At 42.4% G+C, this 20,470-nt stretch carries 8 protein-coding genes; 7 read left to right on the plus strand and 1 reads right to left on the minus strand.

Annotation, left to right across the window (positions count from 1 at the left end; translation table 11 throughout):
• Nucleotides 1–17: 17 nt before the first annotated feature.
• Nucleotides 18–3,215, minus strand: coding sequence for a SusC/RagA family TonB-linked outer membrane protein (locus F0361_RS03265; protein WP_154917204.1), 3,198 nt, complete (start codon nucleotides 3,213–3,215; stop codon nucleotides 18–20).
• Nucleotides 3,216–3,991: 776 nt separating this feature from the next.
• On the opposite strand from F0361_RS03265, the gene F0361_RS03270 reads away from it, so the two are divergent.
• The 7 genes from F0361_RS03270 to F0361_RS03300 all read left to right on the plus strand — a co-directional run bounded on the left by F0361_RS03270 (nucleotide 3,992) and on the right by F0361_RS03300 (nucleotide 20,470).
• Nucleotides 3,992–5,713, plus strand: coding sequence for a sulfatase family protein (locus F0361_RS03270; protein ID WP_154917205.1), 1,722 nt, complete (start codon nucleotides 3,992–3,994; stop codon nucleotides 5,711–5,713).
• Between the two features lie 451 nt (nucleotides 5,714–6,164).
• Complete coding sequence (locus F0361_RS03275) at nucleotides 6,165–8,963, plus strand: helix-turn-helix and ligand-binding sensor domain-containing protein (RefSeq protein WP_154917206.1); 2,799 nt, start codon at nucleotides 6,165–6,167, stop codon at nucleotides 8,961–8,963.
• A gap of 297 nt (nucleotides 8,964–9,260) precedes the next feature.
• Nucleotides 9,261–12,446: a glycoside hydrolase 5 family protein gene (locus F0361_RS03280; protein WP_154917207.1), complete on the plus strand. Its 3,186-nt coding sequence runs from the start codon at nucleotides 9,261–9,263 to the stop codon at nucleotides 12,444–12,446.
• Nucleotides 12,421–13,869, plus strand: coding sequence for a carbohydrate-binding protein (locus F0361_RS03285; protein ID WP_246160796.1), 1,449 nt, complete (start codon nucleotides 12,421–12,423; stop codon nucleotides 13,867–13,869). Before F0361_RS03280 ends, F0361_RS03285 begins: the two co-directional genes overlap by 26 nt.
• Before the next feature lie 43 nt (nucleotides 13,870–13,912).
• Nucleotides 13,913–14,722 carry a glycoside hydrolase family 16 protein gene (locus tag F0361_RS03290; RefSeq protein ID WP_317131721.1) on the plus strand — a complete coding sequence of 270 codons (810 nt, stop codon included), beginning with the start codon at nucleotides 13,913–13,915 and terminating at the stop codon, nucleotides 14,720–14,722.
• A gap of 45 nt (nucleotides 14,723–14,767) precedes the next feature.
• Nucleotides 14,768–16,945, plus strand: a complete 2,178-nt coding sequence (locus tag F0361_RS03295; protein WP_154917209.1) for a PKD domain-containing protein — start codon at nucleotides 14,768–14,770, stop codon at nucleotides 16,943–16,945.
• A gap of 90 nt (nucleotides 16,946–17,035) precedes the next feature.
• Nucleotides 17,036–20,470, plus strand: coding sequence for a hypothetical protein (locus F0361_RS03300; RefSeq protein ID WP_154917210.1), 3,435 nt, complete (start codon nucleotides 17,036–17,038; stop codon nucleotides 20,468–20,470).

Raw genomic sequence — 20,470 nt, forward strand, 5'->3', positions numbered from 1 at the left:
TATCTAACATAATTTTTTTAATTTAAAGTTACATTAAGTCCCAATAGGAAAGTCCTTGCTACAGGCATGAAACCTCCGTCGTAACCAATATCTATACTATTTGGTGTTTGAATTTCGGGATTTAGACCTGAATATTTTGTCCAAGTAGCCAAGTTTTGTCCTTGAATGTATACTGACGCCCTGGAAACTCCCGGAAGTGAATTCAACAGATTGTCAGTGAAATTGTATGTCAATTGTACGTTCTTTATCCTAAAGTAGCTACCGTCTTCAACAAAATAAGAAGATGGACGGCTACTTACTTGATCGTTTGCATCCATTATGGGAACGGTGGCACCTGGATTGGCAGCAACCCAGGTAGATGGATCTGCTTGAGGATTTGTAGGCTGCCAAGCATCATATAAAGCCCTTCTTGAGCGGTTACCTTGGAAGGTGTTAAAATCAGCGAAGTACCGTACGTAGTTGTAAATATCATTGCCTTGAGATCCGTTTCCAAAAATGTTCAAGGCCAGATTTTTATAGGTGAAATCCAAATTGATACCGTAAACAAAATCCGGATGTGGATTACCTATTACTGTTCTATCGTCATCATTTATAACGCCATCTCCATTTATATCCGCAATCTTTAACTTACCTGGAGCATTATAGGTGCCGTATTCCGGCCAAGCATCCGCCTCTGCCTGTGATTGGAAAATACCAACCGTTTTAAATCCAAAAAAGGAAGAAAGTGGAGATCCTGCCTGAGTAACGGTAAGCGATGGTACCCTTCTGGAACCCCCTAAGAATCTAGTGGAAGGATTATCATCTAATTTGTCAACATTATTTGTATAGTGTGAAAAATTTGTATTGATACTATAGCCAAAATCACCTTTTTTGTCACTAAAGCCCAGAGCCAAGTCTACACCATTATTGGTAATACCACCTACGTTGAAACGCGGAGCATCCGCTTGTCCAGCTGTATAGGTTGGAGGAATCTGGAACAACATATCCGTCGTAACCCTGTTATAAACATCAATTTCAAAGGAAAGTCTGCTATCCAAAGCAGTAAGATCCAAACCAATGTTATTGGTCGTCGTAGTTTCCCATTTTGCGTTAGGGTTACCAAAGGCCTGGGGCGCAAAACCAATCGCAGGGGATGAAGGGTTGCCGTCTATAGGATAACCTCCCGTGCCAATGTTGGATTGAAAGGTGGTAAACGCATTATAGTCCCCTATTTGCTGATTCCCTGTCTGACCCCATCCATACCGCAATTTAAGGTTGTCGATCCATCCTATATTATCCATAAAACTCTCGTCCGAAATACGCCAACCCAAACTAAATGCAGGGAAGATTGCACTTCTGGAGGCCGATTGGAATCTGGAGGAGGAATCATTTCTTAATGTAAACTGCGCCAAATATTTACCGTTGTAGTCATAATCTATTCTTCCAAACTGAGACCAAAGCGAATAATCCTGTTCCACAAAACCATAGTTGGTCGCTGTAGTGGCATTACCTAAATTAAGGTAACTTAGAATATTGGTCGTTTCAAAGGCAAATCGTTGTCTAGAAGCCCCAAAACGTTCCTCAAATTGTTGTATACTTTCAACTCCCAGGAAAGCGGTAACGTTGTGGGCATCGTTAAACGTGTTGGTATACGTCAATCCATTGGTCCAGGTCCATTGATACTCATATTCTTCCCTTGCTGTAGAACTGTTGATGAAGTTACCCTCAACATATTCGGGTTGCGGTCTTCCCAAATCACGTTCCCTTTGAACCCTACTATCCAAACCAAAACTTGAACGGATACTCAAATTTGGAGTAATTGCCAGATCAGCAAAAACATTTCCCAATAAACGCAACCTATAAGTCCTATCATCTTGATCTCTAGACAAAACCGCAAAAGGATTAAAGTTGTTACCAAGGTTTGCCCCCCTACTACCCGCAAAATTGCCGGCTATATCCCGTACGGGCAATAACGGATGGTGCTTGTAGGCAGCGGAAACCGCATTCTGTTCCTGGTCATTCTGAAAATTACCTTTTTGATTGTCAAAAGAGGCAGTAAAATTCTCGCCAATAGTCAACTTATTGTTGAATGCCTTGAATTCTGTGTTTGCCCGTAAAGAAATCCTGTTATAGCTGGCAAACTTTACAAGGTAATCTTGTTCAAAATACCCCAAGCTAAATGCATATCTGGCACTTTCAGTGGCCCCTGATGCGGAAATATTATGCTGTTGAATTGGGGCCGATCGAGTAACCTCGTTCCACCAATTTGTGTCCGCAGATCGAGTAATGGCATAAATATTACCTTCCTCTAAAGCATATAGACTTGGATCCGTCCCCGGATCACCTTCGTTCGCTCCACTTGGAAAGACAAAATCAGGAATCGTAACTTCTCCATTGGGGCCAAAAGTATATTGACCATGACTAGGCACTTTTCCTGCATAGATATCGGCCAAGTAAAGATACTCGCCCAGTTCACGGGCATTTAGTGCCTCCGGATCTTTCTCTGGAGAACCTATCCCATAATAGGAGTTGTATGAAATGGTAGGCTGTCCAAGTTTACCCTTTTTCGTGGTAATGATGATAACTCCATTTGCAGCACGGGAACCATAAATGGAGGCGGCAGATGCGTCCTTAAGAACTTGAAGCGATTCAATGTCGTTTGGATTAAAATTTGCTTGAGACTGAGTAGGAACACCATCAACAATGTATAAAGGAGCGTTATTACCAACGGTACCAAATCCTCTAATTCTCACGGTAGCCTCACCACCAGGTCTAGCATCGTTGATAATACTTATTCCTGAAGCTCTACCTTGCAATTGCTGAGCAAATGTTGTTGCAGGAACTGCCAGAAGATCTTCTGTATCCACTACAGAGACGGAACCTGTTAAGTCCTTCTTAGCCTGCGAACCATACCCAGTCACAACAACTTCATCCAATTTACTGGCATCCTCCTCCATGGTAACATCGATGGTAGATTGACCGTTTACAGGAACTTCAACCGTTTTAAAACCAATGTAGCTAAACACCAATGTAGCGTTGTCATTTACATTATTCAAGGTATAATTACCGTCAAAATCAGTTTGGGTACCTGTCGTCGTGCCTTTAATCAAAACACTGGCACCGGGCAAAGGACCCATTGGGTCAGAAACCGTACCTGTTACTGTTTGGGCCTTTGCCAATCCAATGCATAAAAATGCACAAAACAGCAGAAAACCTTTAAAGAATGTACTCTTCATAAATAATTTAGGTTTAAGTTAATATTGATTGTTGTTAGTTAAAATAAATTAATGTCAATGGTTCGACCGGTTTTTAAACAAACACACCTATTATGATTGTTTTATGTTAAAAAATTAACACTCCTTAAAATTACCTTAACGGAATTGATCTTAGGTAAATATCAAACGGGAAGAACTATCAAATTCATGAATTTTGGGGTGGAGGGGTTAAAAAATAATCACATATGCCCAAAACCCGATTAATTATTAAGTTTCTAAAATACACATCAAAATATTGTTGATTTCTCAAAATAATTGATATTTTAACATAAAATCACAAAAAATTAAATTGTACTTTCATGCAAATTGTAAGGCCGAATTAGTCGCTAAATAATTTAAAAAAACAATGCAATTGACTTACAAACTCATTTGTTCCAACAAAATAATAGGTAAGTTTCTAAAATACTTGTCAAATATACATCTCCACTAATTTAATCCAGCAGTTGGAGAAGCTTTATAAACATATAATTTGTAATTCAAAGTTTTACAAAAGCTTATAACAAGATTGAACCTTTAAAAATCCGATGATACCACTACAATCACAGCGTATGAATTTTGACTAACATCCAACATATGAACTCAATTAAGAAATATCAACAAATTACGTTACCAACATATAGCGCCTTTAAAGATCTCCATAGGATTCCCTAGGTATCCCAAAAAAAGATAAACATGTAATCCAAATACTAATATTACTACTTTAAAGCCTAATTTATTCGCTAAAACATATTTTATCTATGAAAACTGAAACCGACTCAAAATATCTAATATTCAAAAACATCTTCAATTTTGTAGCTCTTCTACTATGTGTTTCTGTTTTTTTTGGATGTAATGAGGATGCAAAAGAAACACCCATAAAGCCAAATATTGTCTTTATTATGTCCGATGACCATGCCTATCAGGCCATTTCGGCATATGATAACCGCTTAATCGAAACACCCAACATAGACAGGATAGCAAAAATGGGGATGCTTTTCACGAATGCAAGCGTTACCAATAGTATCTGTGCCCCATCTAGGGCGACCATCCTTACCGGAAAACATTCACACCTAAACGGAAAAATAGACAATGTATCCCCTTTTGACACCACGAATGTTACCTTTCCCCAACTCCTACAAAAGGCAGGGTACCAAACGGCAATGTTTGGAAAACTGCATTTTGGTAACAATCCCAAAGGTTTTGACCAGTTCAAGATTTTACCTGGACAAGGATTCTATTATAACCCAGACTTCATCACAAAAAACGAAGGCGAGATCAATGTAAAGGGATACGTAACAGATATTGTAACCGATATGACCCTTGATTGGCTGGAAAACGAACGTCAAGCGGATAAACCCTTTATGCTTATGTATTTGCACAAAGCACCACACCGCTCGTGGTTGATGGCCGAACGTCATATGGCCGAGTTTACCCAGAAAAAATTCCCGGAGCCGGTCACCTTGTTCGACACCCATGAAGGTATGCCTGCCGCAAAAGTCGCCAAAATGAAGGTTGACGGTGATATGGGCTGGGCAGCGGACAGTAAACTATATCCAGAAGTTATGGATCAATTGGGATTGGAGGAGCAAATTGGTTTTGATAAACGTAGGTATGAAATGACGGTGGGCCGATTAGACTCCACCCAGAAAGCTACATTTGACACCTATTATAGGGCCATTGCGGATGAATTTATAGCGAACTTACCCAACATGACCGAAACCGATATTGCCAAATGGCGCTATCAGCGCTATATGCAGGATTATCTGGGCACTATTAAATCCGTTGATGAAAACGTAGGTAGGGTGCTGGATTATCTGGAAGCCAACAATATGATGGAAAATACCATTGTCGTTTATACCTCGGACCAAGGATTTTACTTGGGCGAACATGGTTGGTTCGATAAAAGATTCGTGTATGACGAAAGCCTAAAAACACCTTTGTTGGTTTCTTGGAAAAACCATATAAAACCTGGAAGTGTTTCCGATGAACTAGTGCAAAACTTGGATTTTGCCCAAACATTTTTGGATGTTGCCGGAGTGGAGCAACCAGCGGATATGCAAGGAAAAAGTTTGGTGCCGGTGTTGACCGATGACATGGAAAATTGGGACAGGGATGCCGTATATTACCATTACTACGAGCACCCCTCCGAACACAACGTAAACAGACATTATGCGGTAATTACAAAGGATTACAAACTGATCCATTACTATTTTGATATGGATTATTGGGAATTGATAGACCGAAAAAAAGATTCGTTGGAGCAGCACAATTATTATGATGACCCTGCCTATGCCAATATACAGAAAGACCTCCACCAAAAACTGGATGCCCTGCGGAAGCTATACGGAGATTCCGAGGCCCTTAGCCAACGGTATATTGACGAATTTATGCCCCTTGCAAAGGAAGGAAAGGTCTATGGGGTTGAAGAAGAGATCTTAAAACCCATGGTGGAAAAATGGGAAAACTCGAAGAAGGATTGATCTACCAAATATCAAATGTAGTTCCACATATTTTTGATTAACAAAAAAGCCGACTTCTAAAAGTCGGCTTTTCCCTTTGTACAGGCGAAGAGACTCGAACTCTCACACCTTGTGGCACCAAATACTATGTTTGATTCAGAATCAAATCGTGTAACCTCCAAGTTCATTCAACGTATTTGATAAAATATAATCAATCAAATGCAGTAATATATAAGCAAAAATCACCCGCAAAAATTCAAACAAAACCTTTAATCTTGCATAATAATACCCCATCACGGTTTAAAGTATATACAAGATTTGCTGACTTTTCTAAATTCCCAGTATTATTTATCAAAAGCTCAGTTCAATGAGGTTTTGTTTTTTGATGAAAGTTTGCTGCAATAATTACGATAAACAACACTGTCCTAAAGATGTGTAAAAATTATATCTTTAAGAAAAAGATTAATTATAGTTGAAAAACGTTGTATTATTTCTTGTAATATTCACTTCTATTGTAAAGGGTCAGGAACTTCCGCCAATCAAGAATTTTTCACCTTCAGATTTTGGTGCGGAAAACCAAAACTGGTCAATCTCACAGTCCAATGATCGCCTTATCTATGTAGCGAACAACAAAGGGCTTCTTGAGTTTAATGGTGCAGAATGGTTCTTATATCCGTCTCCCAATCAAACGATTATGCGGTCTGTAAGAGTAATCGATGAAAAAATCTACACCGGTTGCTACATGGAATTTGGATATTGGACAAAAAACCAGGTAGGTACATTGATATATGAATCCCTTTCCAACAGGTTCCGGGACAAACTCTTAGAGGACGAGGAGTTTTGGAATATCCTAAAAGTAGATAACCTAGTCCTGTTCCAGTCCAAAAAACGGATATACATCTATGACGAGGCAAGGCAAACATTGGAATATCTAGAGGCAAGAACGACCTTGCCAAGGATTTGGAAATTGGGAAAAACGGTTTTCTACCATACTATTGACGATGGACTTTATAAAATTAAAAATGGGGAAAAGGAACTGGTCAATAATGAGGTGTCGGTCACAAGTGACGAGGTTGTTGAAATCATGGATTTCAATGGTAAAATACTGATACTGACCAGACATAATGGATTCTATCAAATTTCAGGGGATAAAGTAGAACCATGGCCAACACAGATAGATGTGAATTTGGCGGATGCCTCGGTTTATACCGCTTTACGACTATCAAATAATACCATTGCCATTGGCACCATATCCAATGGACTTTTTTTGCTCAACCCAGAAGGCAAGCTACTTTATCAAATTTACATGGAAAATGGCCTTAGGAACAATACGGTACTCTCGTTGTTCGAAGATATGGACAAGAGCATCTGGCTTGGACTTGATAACGGTCTTGGACATGTAGACCTAAATTCTCCTTTTTTGATTTATGACGATATCGTTGGGGATATTGGAAGCGTGTACAGCGCCCTAGTATTTAATGAAAGGGTTTATGTAGGTACCAATCAAGGGCTGTTTTATAAGCCCATTAATTCAAAGTCCAATTTTCAATTTGTACAAGGTACGGAGGGCCAGGTATGGCAACTTAAGGAAATAGACGGGAAACTTTTTTGCTGTCATCACACTGGCACCTTTGTCATTGAGGATGAAAAAGCGAGGAAGATTGAAGGCACTGAGGGTTCATGGAACCTCCAGCCCGTAGGGAATTATGGGGACCTTGTGATACAGGGGGCCTATGACGGTCTATATATCTTGGAAAAAAAGGACAATATTTGGAAATTACGTAATAAGATCGATGGTTTTGGAAATTCTTCCCGGTTCGTTGAGCTTTTTGACAGTTTTATTTTCGTAAACCATGAATACAAGGGTTTGTTTAAAATTACCCCCGACAATGAATTTAAGAGGGTCAAATCGGTTGTGATAGATACCCTGCTTCGTGGGGATAATTCGGCCATTGTTTCCGCCAAGGAGGAACTGTTATATGCGGATAAAAAAGGTGTTTTCAAGTATGTCGATAATGCCGATAAATTTGTTAAGGATAGTCTCCTTAGCCGTATATATGGGGAATCCAACTATACTTCCGGCAAAATGGCCGCCATTAATGATGAAATATGGTTCTTTACCAAGGACAACATCAATAAGGTTTCAAAAAGTAGTTTGAACAATAAAAAGGTCGTTACACAAATCGAGTTGGGTGAATCCAGTAGAAATAGTATTTCGGGGTATGAAAATATCGCACCCCTGGAAAATCCAGGTAAATATATATTAGGAACAGGACTGGGCTATATTATTTTGGACAGTAATAAGAATAAGGACAAAAATTTCATTGTAGAAATAGCGGAGATCGAAGTATCGTCCTCCACGATGGAAAAAAATAACCGTCAACTTTTGGACAAAAACGAAAAAGGCGATTTAGAAAATCATGAGAACAATTTAGTAATCTCCTATTACACCCCAGAGTACGGAAAATACATCCGGCCAAAATACCAATATAGGTTACGTGGTATCTATGATACATGGAGCGATTGGTCCTTGAACCATACGGCAACTTTCAGCAACCTGCCCTATGGAGATTACCTATTTGAGGTCCGTTCCAAAATTGGTGATAGTCTTGCCGAAAAAACAGCAACATTTTCTTTTACCATCAAAAAGAAGTGGTATCAAACGAATATGGCAATCGCACTATATGCAGTTTTGGGAATCATAGGACTATTTTTCATGCATTTGGCATACAGGCGACATTACAAACAAAGACAACAAAAGTTGGTGGAAAGGACAGAAAAGGAAATGCGGATCGCCAAGGCCGAAAATGAAAAAGAAATTGTACGCCTTAAAAATGAACAGCTAAAACAGCGCGTTCGAATGAAAAGTAGTGAACTCGCCGCTTCTACCATGAGCCTTTTGAGAAAGAACGAGGTTTTAAACGAGGTAAAAAAACAGTTGGAGCAAAAGGTCAAAGACCCAACTATAAAAACACCTATTACAAAAATTATTGATGAAAGTTTAAATAGGAATGACGATTGGGAACTATTTAAGGAAGCTTTCAACAATGCCGATAAGGAGTTCTTGGGTAAGCTAAACAAATTCCATACAAATTTGACCCAAAATGACATTCGACTCTGCGCCTATTTACGCTTAAATCTTTCGTCCAAGGAAATTGCACCGCTTTTGAATATTTCTACAAAAAGTGTTGAAGTAAAGAGATACAGGCTTCGGAAAAAACTGGGCCTAGAACACGACAAAAACCTGGTGGATTATATCTTAAACCTATAAGGACCACCCTACAGTGGTTTGTTTTACCACTACATCACCTATACAAGCTTTATTTTTTAGCCCCATTAGTTGAATTGAACACAAAACTAAACAAGGTGTAAAACACTATTCAAACTAGGGTTTTGGGAATTTCTGTAGTGTTTTTTTGCCGTGTATGTTTTTTGTAGCGGTGAAATTTAAGAATACCTTAAAATTCGAGGTTATTTTTGAGAAAACTGTAAAAAAAACAATCAAAAGATTGCCTGATTCACGAAATACTTGGCATATCTCTATTCCTAACACTTTAAAAAATATAACATGAAGATTAGGTTTCTCGCATTATTCATCTCCCTTTGCTCCCTCTCTGGTTATTCCCAAACAGATAAAGTGGCCTTGGTTCAAACCCAAAATGGTACCAAGCTTCAGGTGAACGGTGAGGATTTTATGATCAATGGGATGAACTGGGATTACATTCCCATCGGTACCAATACGGTAAATGCAAGATTTTGGGAAAAGTCGGACGATATTATCAAAGCGGGATTGGATACGGAGATGTCCCTGTTAAAAAACATGGGGGTCAATGTAATACGACAATATACGGGGGTTCCTGCCAAATGGATAAAATATATCTATGAGGAGTATGGCATTTATACCTTGCTCAATCACTCCTTTGGCAGGTATGGATTGACCATAGATGGTGTTTGGACACCCGTAACTGTTTACGACGATCCTAAAACCCAAGCATTGTTGACCCAAGAATTGACCCTGCTCGTAGAAGAGTACAAAGACACTCCTGGCCTACTTATGTACTTATTGGGTAACGAAAACAACTACGGACTTTTTTGGCAAGGTGCGGAAACGGAGGATTTCCCAGATGATGAACAAGAAAAGCAGTTCATTGGTGAAAAACGTGGTAGGCCCATGTATCGCCTTATGAACGAAGTGACGAAAAAAATGAAGACCATCGATGGAAATCATCCCGTTGCGATTTGTAATGGCGATGTCCTTTTCATAGATATTATTGCCGAGGAGTGTCCGGATGTTGATATTTATGGCACAAATGTATACCGAGGTGTTTCTTTTGGGGACATGTTCCAAGTGGTCAAGGAAAAATTGAACAAGCCCATCATGTTTACCGAGTTTGGTGCGGACGCATACAACGCGGTGGAGAATAAGGAAGATCAATTATCTCAGGCCTATTATATGGTGGGCAATTGGGAAGAAATCTACGCCAATGCCGCAGGTCTAGGGAAAGCTGGCAACTCCATAGGAGGGTTTACCTTTCAGTTCAGTGATGGCTGGTGGAAATATGGGTTTGACGACCGTAAGAACGCCGATGTCCACGACAATAATGCCTCCTGGTCCAATGGTGGCTATTCGAGGGATTTGGCTGGCGAAGGAGTTAATAACATGAACGAGGAATGGTTTGGTATCTGCGCAAAAGGTCAAACGAACTCACGAGGACTTTATGACCTATATCCTCGGGCAGCTTATTACGCATTGCAAGAGGCCCATAAATTGAACCCATATGAACCCGGTATGGATTTGAACTTTTTGGAAAACTATTTTGACAATATCGTTCTTATGGACGCCGTACTTAAGGCGAGGGGAGATAAGGCGGCTTTAAATTCTGAACAAAGCAGTTTATTACGGATAAGCAACTTACTAGCTAAATTCGCTACGTTTAGTACGGGGGGAAGTCTAATTACTACCCCCGACAATCCAGACCCAGACGACCCAAATACCTTCCCAAACCAACTGGGCTTCGACCATATGCAATCCTATTTTGTAGGCGTTGAAGGCAACCCGGCTCCAAATATGCGGGCAGAAGTGAATCTAAACGTGGTGGGCAATGTCGCCCAGAATCCCATCAACGAAATCTTCTACGAAAACAATTCACGGCCTATAGACGTGAGCACCGATCGCGGAGATGTAGTAGTTTCGGACGTAAACAGGGTACGGGTATACCAGGCCGAATTTGAATGGAACGCCAAGGAATTCGATCTTCGCGGATTCTACAGGACCGGGCACTACCACTGGGGCTATGAAGGCGATTTCTTCGGATTTTACCCTGAAGCCAACTACGGCCCAAACCTCGATATTTACAATGGGGAAATCTTGGGCGCTGAAATTGATGGCAAAGGACCCTTAAAGGGCTTAAAGGTCGCGGTAGGGCCTCAATTGTGGTGGGGTGCCAATCCTACCATGTTGTTCAAATACCGGAAGCATATTGGTAAATTCAACGTTACGGGCATTTATCATCGCGATTTTGAGACCGATGTGGAGCTGGATGAAAACGGTCGCCGAATATTGGACCTCAACCAAGTACGCAGTGGTGTGATACCCCCATGGCCCACAGAACGTGCGGCAATTGCCATTGAGCGTGAATTTGGAAAATTTGGAGTGGAACTGGGCGGCATTTGGTCCGGAAGCCCATTGAACGGCCTAACGTTCCAGGATGTACGTGGCGAAACGGGCAACTACATCGTTTTTGAAGACCGTATACAGGCAAGTGACAACTGGGGCGGAAAGGTCAAGATCACCTACGAAGGCGGTAAATTTAATTGGTACGGTCAAGCTTCTGCCATGGGGCTTATTGCCAATGGCGGGGCGGACCAGACATTGACATTTACCGGATGGAAACTACGCGATACGGGAAGTGGCAACGTTACCAGCCTTTTGACAGGTTTTACCATTGCTTCGGGCAAATTCCAGATCGCCCCTAATTTTATGATCCAGAAACCATTGGTAGAGGCGATGCCCAATGATGTTCAAGGACCGGGCCGTTTAAGGAATATTATCGACGACCCTTTCTCGGTACGTGCCAACAGGGAGACCATCGGTAGTGAACTATTGATATCCTTTGATCCTACGCCGGGCACCTGGATGTATGAATGGGACAATGACCGTGCGGAGGACGCCCCGTTTGCGATGAACCTCGGTTTTGTCTACAGGCACTTGCCAACCACCATGGACGCCCACATTGGCTTCCTGGCCAACAGGCAGTTTTTTGCCTTCCCCAACTCGGCTCCTGCCGAGGATCTCTGGGAAATACATTCCCGCATGGTGTCAAAAATAGGACCGGACCTGGGCTTTATCGGTAACTTCTACTACGGCAATGGTCAGGGAAACGGTGATAGCCAACGCCTTATCAAACGATTTGGTGGGGATATCAGGGCCATTTATAAGAATTATAAACTTTCTACCCACGTAAAGGTGAACGATTGGGGGCCTTTTGATTACCATCGTGATTTTAACTTGACGTTTCCCCTACAATTGATGTTGGATGTCTCCACAACCTTGGGCAAACCGGACTGGTTCATCCTGCCAAGTACCCAAGTAGGCATTCGGGGAATATGGCGCTCCTTGAACGAATTTTCACCGAGATATGCGCCAAATGCCGCCGAAGAATTTTCAAACCAACCGATCATTAGCCCTGTAGGTTTCCCCAACGGATCGGAATGGGAAATCATGACTTATGTACATATCAATATTGGTAAATAACAACGGAATGATGAAAAACAACAGATATATCAATACCAGAAATACCTTGTTTTCCGCTATTGTTCTGACCTTGCTGTTGGGATGTGAACGGAACTTTTCAGAAGACGTAGCGTTTGCGACCTTTCCGCCTAATGGAGACGTTTTCATCGATACCTTTTCCGCAGGCCTGGATTATTTTCCATTTGTGGATGGAGGAGCGGACCCTGAAGCATTTAGCGTGGATACCCAAGAGTTTTTTGCCGGCAATGCCTCCATGCGTTTTGACGTGCCCCCTTTTGGTGTGGGGTTTGTAGGCGCCACATTTAATACAACGGTAAAAAGGGATCTGTCCGGTTTTGATGCCCTTACCTTTTATGCCAAGGCATCCCAAGCTGCGGATATAAACGAAATTGGATTTGGTATCGAAGGGGAAACAGGAAATAAATTCCAAGTGACCACTCAAAATTTACAAATAAGTACCCAATGGGAAAAATACACCATACCCATACCAGACCCTTCAAAACTTTTTAATCAAACCGGATTGTTTTGGCTAGCCGAGGGTGCCGAAAACGAATTTGACGAAGGCGGTTATACCTTGTGGTTTGATGAAATAAAATTTGAAAAGACCGGAACCTTGGGGCAGCCGAGGCCGGCAATCCTAAACGGTGCAGACGTGCAACAGCCCGGTTTTGTGAACATTGGTCAATCATTGACCGGCCTTACCCAAACCGTGAACTTGGAATCCGGGGAAAATATTACCGTGATTGCCGCACCGTCGTACTTTGACTTTTCATCATCAAATAATGGGGTTGCCCAGGTAAATGAGTTGGGAAATATTTCGGTTACGGGTCTTGGTCAAACAACCATTACAGCCTCCTTGGCAAACAATCCTGCCGAAGGTTCCTTGGAGCTGAATGTTGAAAGTGCCTTTGAATTCGCCCCTACCCCGCCGTCACGGGCGCCTGAAGATGTCATCTCGGTTTTTAGCGATGCCTATGCGAACGTTGCGGTAGATTACTTTAATGGCTTTTTTACCCCTGACGGACAAACCACCCAAGGTGGCTCACCGCCGCTAGACTTTAACGGGGACAGGATCATCAACTATACCCAACTCAACTTTGTGGGCATTGGTACTTTCTTGAACGTGGCACCGATCAATGCTTCGGCCATGACCACACTACATATCGATATCAAGGTCAATGAAGCCATTGACCCGGGAGATTTTATAAGGATCCAATTGTTAAACTCCGTTGGCAATGGCGAAACCTCCGGTTCGGTGACCCTGGCGGCCTCCGATCTAAGACAAGACGAATGGGTCAGTTTTGATATCCCATTGGCCGACTTTACAGGGTTGGGCGATCGCTCACAAATTGGTCTATTGTTCTTTGTATCGGACAGCACCATTTCAGACATTTTTGTTGACAACATCTATTATTACAGGTAATAAGAAAAAGAAACTTCAAATGCTTAATAGAAAAAGAAAGATTGTGAAAAATACTGTGTATCAAGTTTTTATGGGCCTTTTTATCAGCTCATTCATCGGGTGTGAGGTGGATGAAACCCAGACGGTAACGACCTTGACCAATGTGGTACTTTCGGAGGAATTCGATACAGACGGTGCCCCAAATCCAGATGTATGGGGCTTTGATATTGGACGGGGACCTAATGGCGACGGTTGGGGAAACCAAGAATTGCAGTATTACACAGATCGTCCAACGAACGTGGCCATAGAAAACGGCAACTTAAAAATTACGGTCCGCCAGGAATCCTTCCAGGGTGTGGGCTATACATCCGCCCGATTGTTGACCAAAAACCGATTTGAACAGGCTTATGGTCGTTTTGAAGCAAGAATACAATTACCAACAGGCCAAGGAATTTGGCCCGCCTTTTGGATGTTGGGTGCGGATATTGATGAGAACCCGTGGCCCGGAGCCGGTGAAATCGATATCATGGAATACAGGGGTCAAAACCCCACCATCTTAGTTGGTAGTGTGCACGGTCCAGGCTATTCGGCGGGAAATGCCATTTCAAAGGAATATGAACTGCGCAACGACAGGTTCGATACGGGGTATCACATTTTTGGTATTGAATGGTCTCCAGTTGCCATCAACTTCTATGTGGACGATGTGCTCTACAACCAAATAACTCCAGAAGATGTAACTGGGGAATGGGTTTTTAATAAGCCATTCTTTCTATTAATGAACGTAGCGGTAGGAGGAAATTTCGTGGGGCCACCCAATTCTGAAACCCGGTTTCCCCAGACTATGCTGGTAGACTATGTACGCGTATTTAATTAAGGAATTGCTTTATAAACAGAAAATTGACTAATTAAACATTTAACTATGAAATCATTTTTTAAAAAAGGGAAATTAATTTCCATGTCGGCTTTATTGCTTTTATTTCTTGGATGTAGTGATGATGATGAAGTTTTACCGGAAGTTGTTGCAAGTTTCACCCAATCCATAGACCAGACCACGGGTACGGTCACGTTTACCAACAATTCCCAAAACGCCACTACCTATTCGTGGAATTTTGGAAATGGAAATACGTCTACGGCCAAAAACCCCACACAGGTCTATGAAAATGGGGACTATACGGTAACATTGACAGCCTCAAATGTGGCCGGTGATTCTGATACGGCCACCGCGAACTTTACGATTACCATACCGGATGACGGAGGCGATGGTGGAGATGGAGGAAACGATTTTGATAGTGGCCTGCTTACCAATGGCGATTTTGAGGCCGGTGTGGAACCTTGGATTGGCAATGCTGCCAACGTACAGGAAGACGGGGGAAACAGCTTTAATTTTGCAGATGTACAGGCAGCGGGTAACCCATTTGATGTGAACTTGAGCCAAGTTGTGGCCATAACCCAAGGCACCAATTACATTTTAAAGTTTGATGCTTCATCGGACAGGGAAAGGACCATATTGGCAGGTATAGGGTTAAACGAGGCCCCTTTCACCAATACAAACGTGGAAATTAACTTGACAACGGCAACCCAAACCTTTGAGCTACAACTCGCCGCAACTGATTTTGGCGGGTCCAATAGTCGCGTATTGTTCGATATGGGCGCAGCCATAGGTACCGTGGTAATAGACAATGTATCCTTAGTTGAGGGCGGAGATGGTAGTGATTCCAACACCGGAGGTGGTGATAGTGGTTTTGACAGCGGACTATTGACCAATGGTGATTTTGAGGGAGGCGTAACCCCATGGATCGGGAATGCGGCCAACGTACAGGAAGATGGTGGAAACAGCTTCAATTTTGCAAATGTCATGGCCGCAGGTAACGTATTCGACGTAAACCTTAGCCAAGTTGTGGCAATTACCCAAGGAACCAACTATATCTTGACCTTTGATGCTTCTTCCGATCGTGAACGCACGATGTTAGCCGGAATCGGTTTGAATGAAGCACCGTTTACAAACACGAGCGTTTCTGTAAACCTGACCCCTGAGACGCAAACGTTTACGTTGCAATTGGCCGCTTCTGATTTTGGTGGCGCCAATAGTCGGGTCCTATTTGATATGGGAGGTGAAGTTGGTGTAGTGGTTATTGATAATGTCTCCTTGGTTGAAGGTGGCGATGGCAGTGATTCCAACCCAGGAAATGGCGGAGGTACCGGTGAGGTGACCGCTTTTTGTAACACCCAGATCCAAGCCTTTGGGGGTGATGCAGGTTCAGATATTTTCTTGTCCGTTTTTAACGTAAACGCTACTACCATGCGCGTTGAAATCTCTTCCGCGGATAGCGACCCGGTCGACTTATTGGTATTGCCCGCTGGCGCGTGGGTTCCTAACGATGCCGGTATTTCAATGGCACCTATGGAAGTTTCACCCGGAGTTTGGGCGGGAGAATTTTTCTTCCCCAATGGAGCACCTGAAAATGTAGAACTTTTCATTGAGTGGAGTAAGTTATCTTTTGCAGGAAACTGGAGATCTACGGCCCCTGACATCTTGGATACAGTCGCTTTCAATGCTACGTGTGACACAGGATCCGGAGGAGGTACCGGCGGTGGAAATACAGGTGATGGTTCTGGAATCGTTGTAGATTTTGAGGATGGCGGTACATTGACAGGTGCCTTTGACAATGGTGCCAATGGTGCTAATGCGACCAACCCCGATCAAAGTGGGATCAATACATCGGCCACGGTATATCAGTTTAACAAAATTGTAGGCTCCGCCTGGTATTCAGGAGCGTTTAATGTCTTTCCACAAGACCTTTCAGCGACGGGCGGTACAACTTTTAAAATGAAAATATGGTCACCAAATGCAGGTGTCAATGTACGCTTTCAGTTGGAGAAAGAAGGGAACCAAGGCCCCATTGTCACCTACAACGTAGACCAAACGGTTACGGAAGCCAACACCTGGGTTGAGTTGACATTCGATTTTTCATCGACACCGCTTGATCTGACCGATGGTTATGATAAAATCGTCATCTTCCCAGATTATGATGAGTCCAACCAAGTACCGGTTGCTACGGAGGCAATCTACTATTTTGATGACATAACCCAGGAATAACGACAGAATTAACGCTGATTTTGGGTTGAAAAGGCCGGTTTGAAAATAGGCCGGCCTTTTTCAATAAATCTTAAAAAATAATTACCGGAAATGACCGAAAAATCCAAGGTACCCTTAGAATATATCGAAATAGAGAACGAAAGCTATTTTAAAATTGGCAATTACGATTCCATGCGGCCTTTCTTCATGAGTATCGTAAGTGATTCCAATCACTGGATGTTCATTTCAAGCAATGGCGGATTGACAGCTGGCCGTAAAAATGCCGAATTCTCCCTATTTCCTTATTATACGGACGATAAAATCACAGAATCGGCAGAAATAACGGGTAGCAAAAGCATTTTTAGGGTTCATAAGGACGACACCGTATGGATTTGGGAACCGTTTTCAAACCTTGGAAAAACTGCTTATCGTACCACTCGAAACCTATATAAAAACAGTCATGGCAATAAATTAATTTTTGAAGAAATAAACCATGACCTGCAATTGACTTTTTCCTATCAGTGGAATTCAAGTAACCGTTTTGGTTTTGTGCGTAAGTCCCAGATTCATAACAACTGCGATTCAAAAATTGAAATTTCCGTTTTGGACGGTATCCAAAATGTGCTTCCTTACGGTGTGGGAAGCTATACCCAGACCAATTCCAGCAATCTGGTCGATGCCTATAAAAGAAATCAATTATTAAAGAATTCCGGCCTTGGCATCTATGCCCTGAGTGCCATTATTGTGGACAAGGCGGAACCCAGCGAGGCCCTAAAGGCCAATGTGGTTTGGTCACTAGGTCTTGATAATTTAGGGTATTTGGTTTCCTCCCTTCAATTAGATCATTTTAGAAGAACGGGTACCATAGGCACGGAAACCGATGTGAAGGCAGAAAAAGGAGCTTATTTCATCCATGCCGATTTAATTTTGCCCCCAAATTCCAAAAAGGAATGGCAATTGGTGGCGAACGTAAACCAGGACCACAGTGCCATAATCGCTTTGGACAAAAGTATCAAAGAGGATACGGGGCTTTACCAAAAAATCCAGGAGGATATAGATTTGGGGACGAAAAACCTGATTGGTCTTTGCGCGGCTTCGGATGGGCTACAGGACACTAAAGATGTCTTGAGGGATACCAGACACTTTTCCAATACGCTCTTTAACATCATGCGCGGTGGTATTTTTGACCACAATTACGATATCGAAAAACGGGATTTTAGGGCGTACCTAGTAAATGCCAACAAAGAGGTAGCTAAAAATAATAGTGCCCCGATTGATGCCCTACCGGAAATTTTTGCGGCCAATGATTTAAAGCAGCAGGCGCTATCGAATACAGATGTACATTTCAAACGCCTTTGCTTGGAATACCTACCATTGAAATTTAGCAGAAGGCACGGAGATCCTAGCCGGCCATGGAACCGTTTCTCCATCAATACGCGTAGTGAAGTTGATGGATCCAAAATTTTGGATTACGAAGGCAATTGGAGGGATATCTTCCAGAATTGGGAGGCTCTTTCCATTTCTTACCCAGAGTTTTTGGAAAGTATGATCCACAAATTCCTGAACGCATCTACTTTTGACGGATACAATCCGTACCGAGTGACCAAAGGGGGCTTTGACTGGGAAACAATTGAGCCGGACGACCCTTGGAGTTATATTGGGTACTGGGGCGATCACCAGATAATTTATCTGCTTAAATTTTTGGAACGGTTCGAAAGTCATAATCCCAAACAGTTGGAAAGCCTTTTGGACCAGGAAGTTTTTGTGTATGCCAACGTACCGTACAAAATTAAATCGTACGAAAAGCTTCTAGAAAACCCAAAGGATACGATTTTATTCGACGAAGAGCTGGATAAGGAAATCCGACAAAAACGGGCCGAACTAGGTGCGGATGGTGCACTTTTACAAGATTCTAACGGAAGCATCGTAAGGGCGAATTTTCTGGAAAAGATTTTGGCAACGACCTTGGCAAAGCTTTCCAATTTTATTCCAGAGGGCGGTATCTGGATGAACACCCAACGGCCGGAATGGAACGATGCCAACAACGCGCTGGTAGGTAACGGCGTCTCCATGGTAACGCTCTATTACCTACGCCGGTTTTTGAACTTTTTTAAAGAAATTTTTGAAAATATAGAAAAACCAGAGTTTACCATCGCTATTGAACTTTTTGAATTTTTCGATTCCGTAGCAAAAACGTTGGCCAGGCATAAAGAAGCCCTGACCGGCCCCATGAATGACCAAACCCGAAAAAATATCCTAGATGGACTAGGCAAGGCGGGCGCTTCCTTTCGAAATCAGGTTTATGAAAATTCCTTTTCGGGTGAAAAAAGAAGTGTATCCCTGGAGGAATTGAAAGCGTTCATTGAACTCGAAATTAGGTATTTAGAACACTCCATTAAGGCCAACAGGCGAAAAGACGATTTGTACCATGCCTATAATCTTATGTCCGTTACCCCAGACAATGGAGTGTCCATTTCCTACCTGGAAGAGATGCTTGAAGGTCAGGTGGCCGTTCTAAGCTCAGGATATTTATCCTCAAAAGAAGCATTGAACGTGCTGGATGCATTGAAGCACAGTAAACTTTTTCGTGAAGACCAATACAGTTATTTGTTGTACCCCAACAAGGAGCTTCCCCTGTTTTTGGAGAAAAACAACATCCCGGAAGCATCGGTCAAAAAATCGAAATTACTTACCAAGTTGGTAAAAGAAGGCAATAAGGAACTCATTGTAAGATCGGTTGACGGCTCTTACCACTTTAACGGGAACTTCAACAACGCCAACGATGTCACCAAAGCCTTGGATTCCCTTAGTAATAAAGAATATAAAAACTTAATTCCATCAGAACGGAACTATATTCTTCAGGTTTTTGAAGAAGTTTTCAACCATAAGGCCTTCACCGGCAGATCGGGTACCTTTTACGGTTACGAAGGTTTGGGCTCCATCTACTGGCACATGGTTTCCAAGCTGTTTTTGGCGGTCCAGGAGTGCTGTCTAAAAGCGGTACATGAAGGAGAAAACCCTGAAATCGTAGGCAGGTTACTGGAACACTATTACGAAATCAATGAAGGGATCGGGGTACACAAATCCCCTACCCTTTACGGTGCCTTCCCCACAGACCCCTACTCGCACACACCGGCAGGCAAGGGGGCCCAACAGCCGGGGATGACAGGACAGGTAAAAGAGGACATTTTAAGCCGATTTGGAGAACTGGGAGCTTTTGTTAACGAAGGAAAATTATGCTTTGAACCCTGTTTATTGCGTAAGAGCGAATTTTTGGAAGCGGGTAAAAACTTCACCTATATTGGAGTGGATGGAATTGCAAACGAAATACCCCTGCCATCCAACACGATAGCCTTCACCTACTGTCAGGTTCCAATAATTTATAAAATGGCCGAAAATGAATCCCTAATAATCGGTTTTACGGACGGTACTAAAAAATCGATGGATACCCTTTGTCTTAATCGCAAACTATCGGAATCTGTATTCAAGCGAAAAGGCGAAGTATCGCGAATTGAAGTGGCCCTAAACCCATCCCGATTAAAATGA

Source organism: Maribacter flavus (assembly GCF_008386635.1).
In the GTDB taxonomy this organism is placed as follows: Bacteria; Bacteroidota; Bacteroidia; order Flavobacteriales; family Flavobacteriaceae; genus Maribacter; species Maribacter flavus.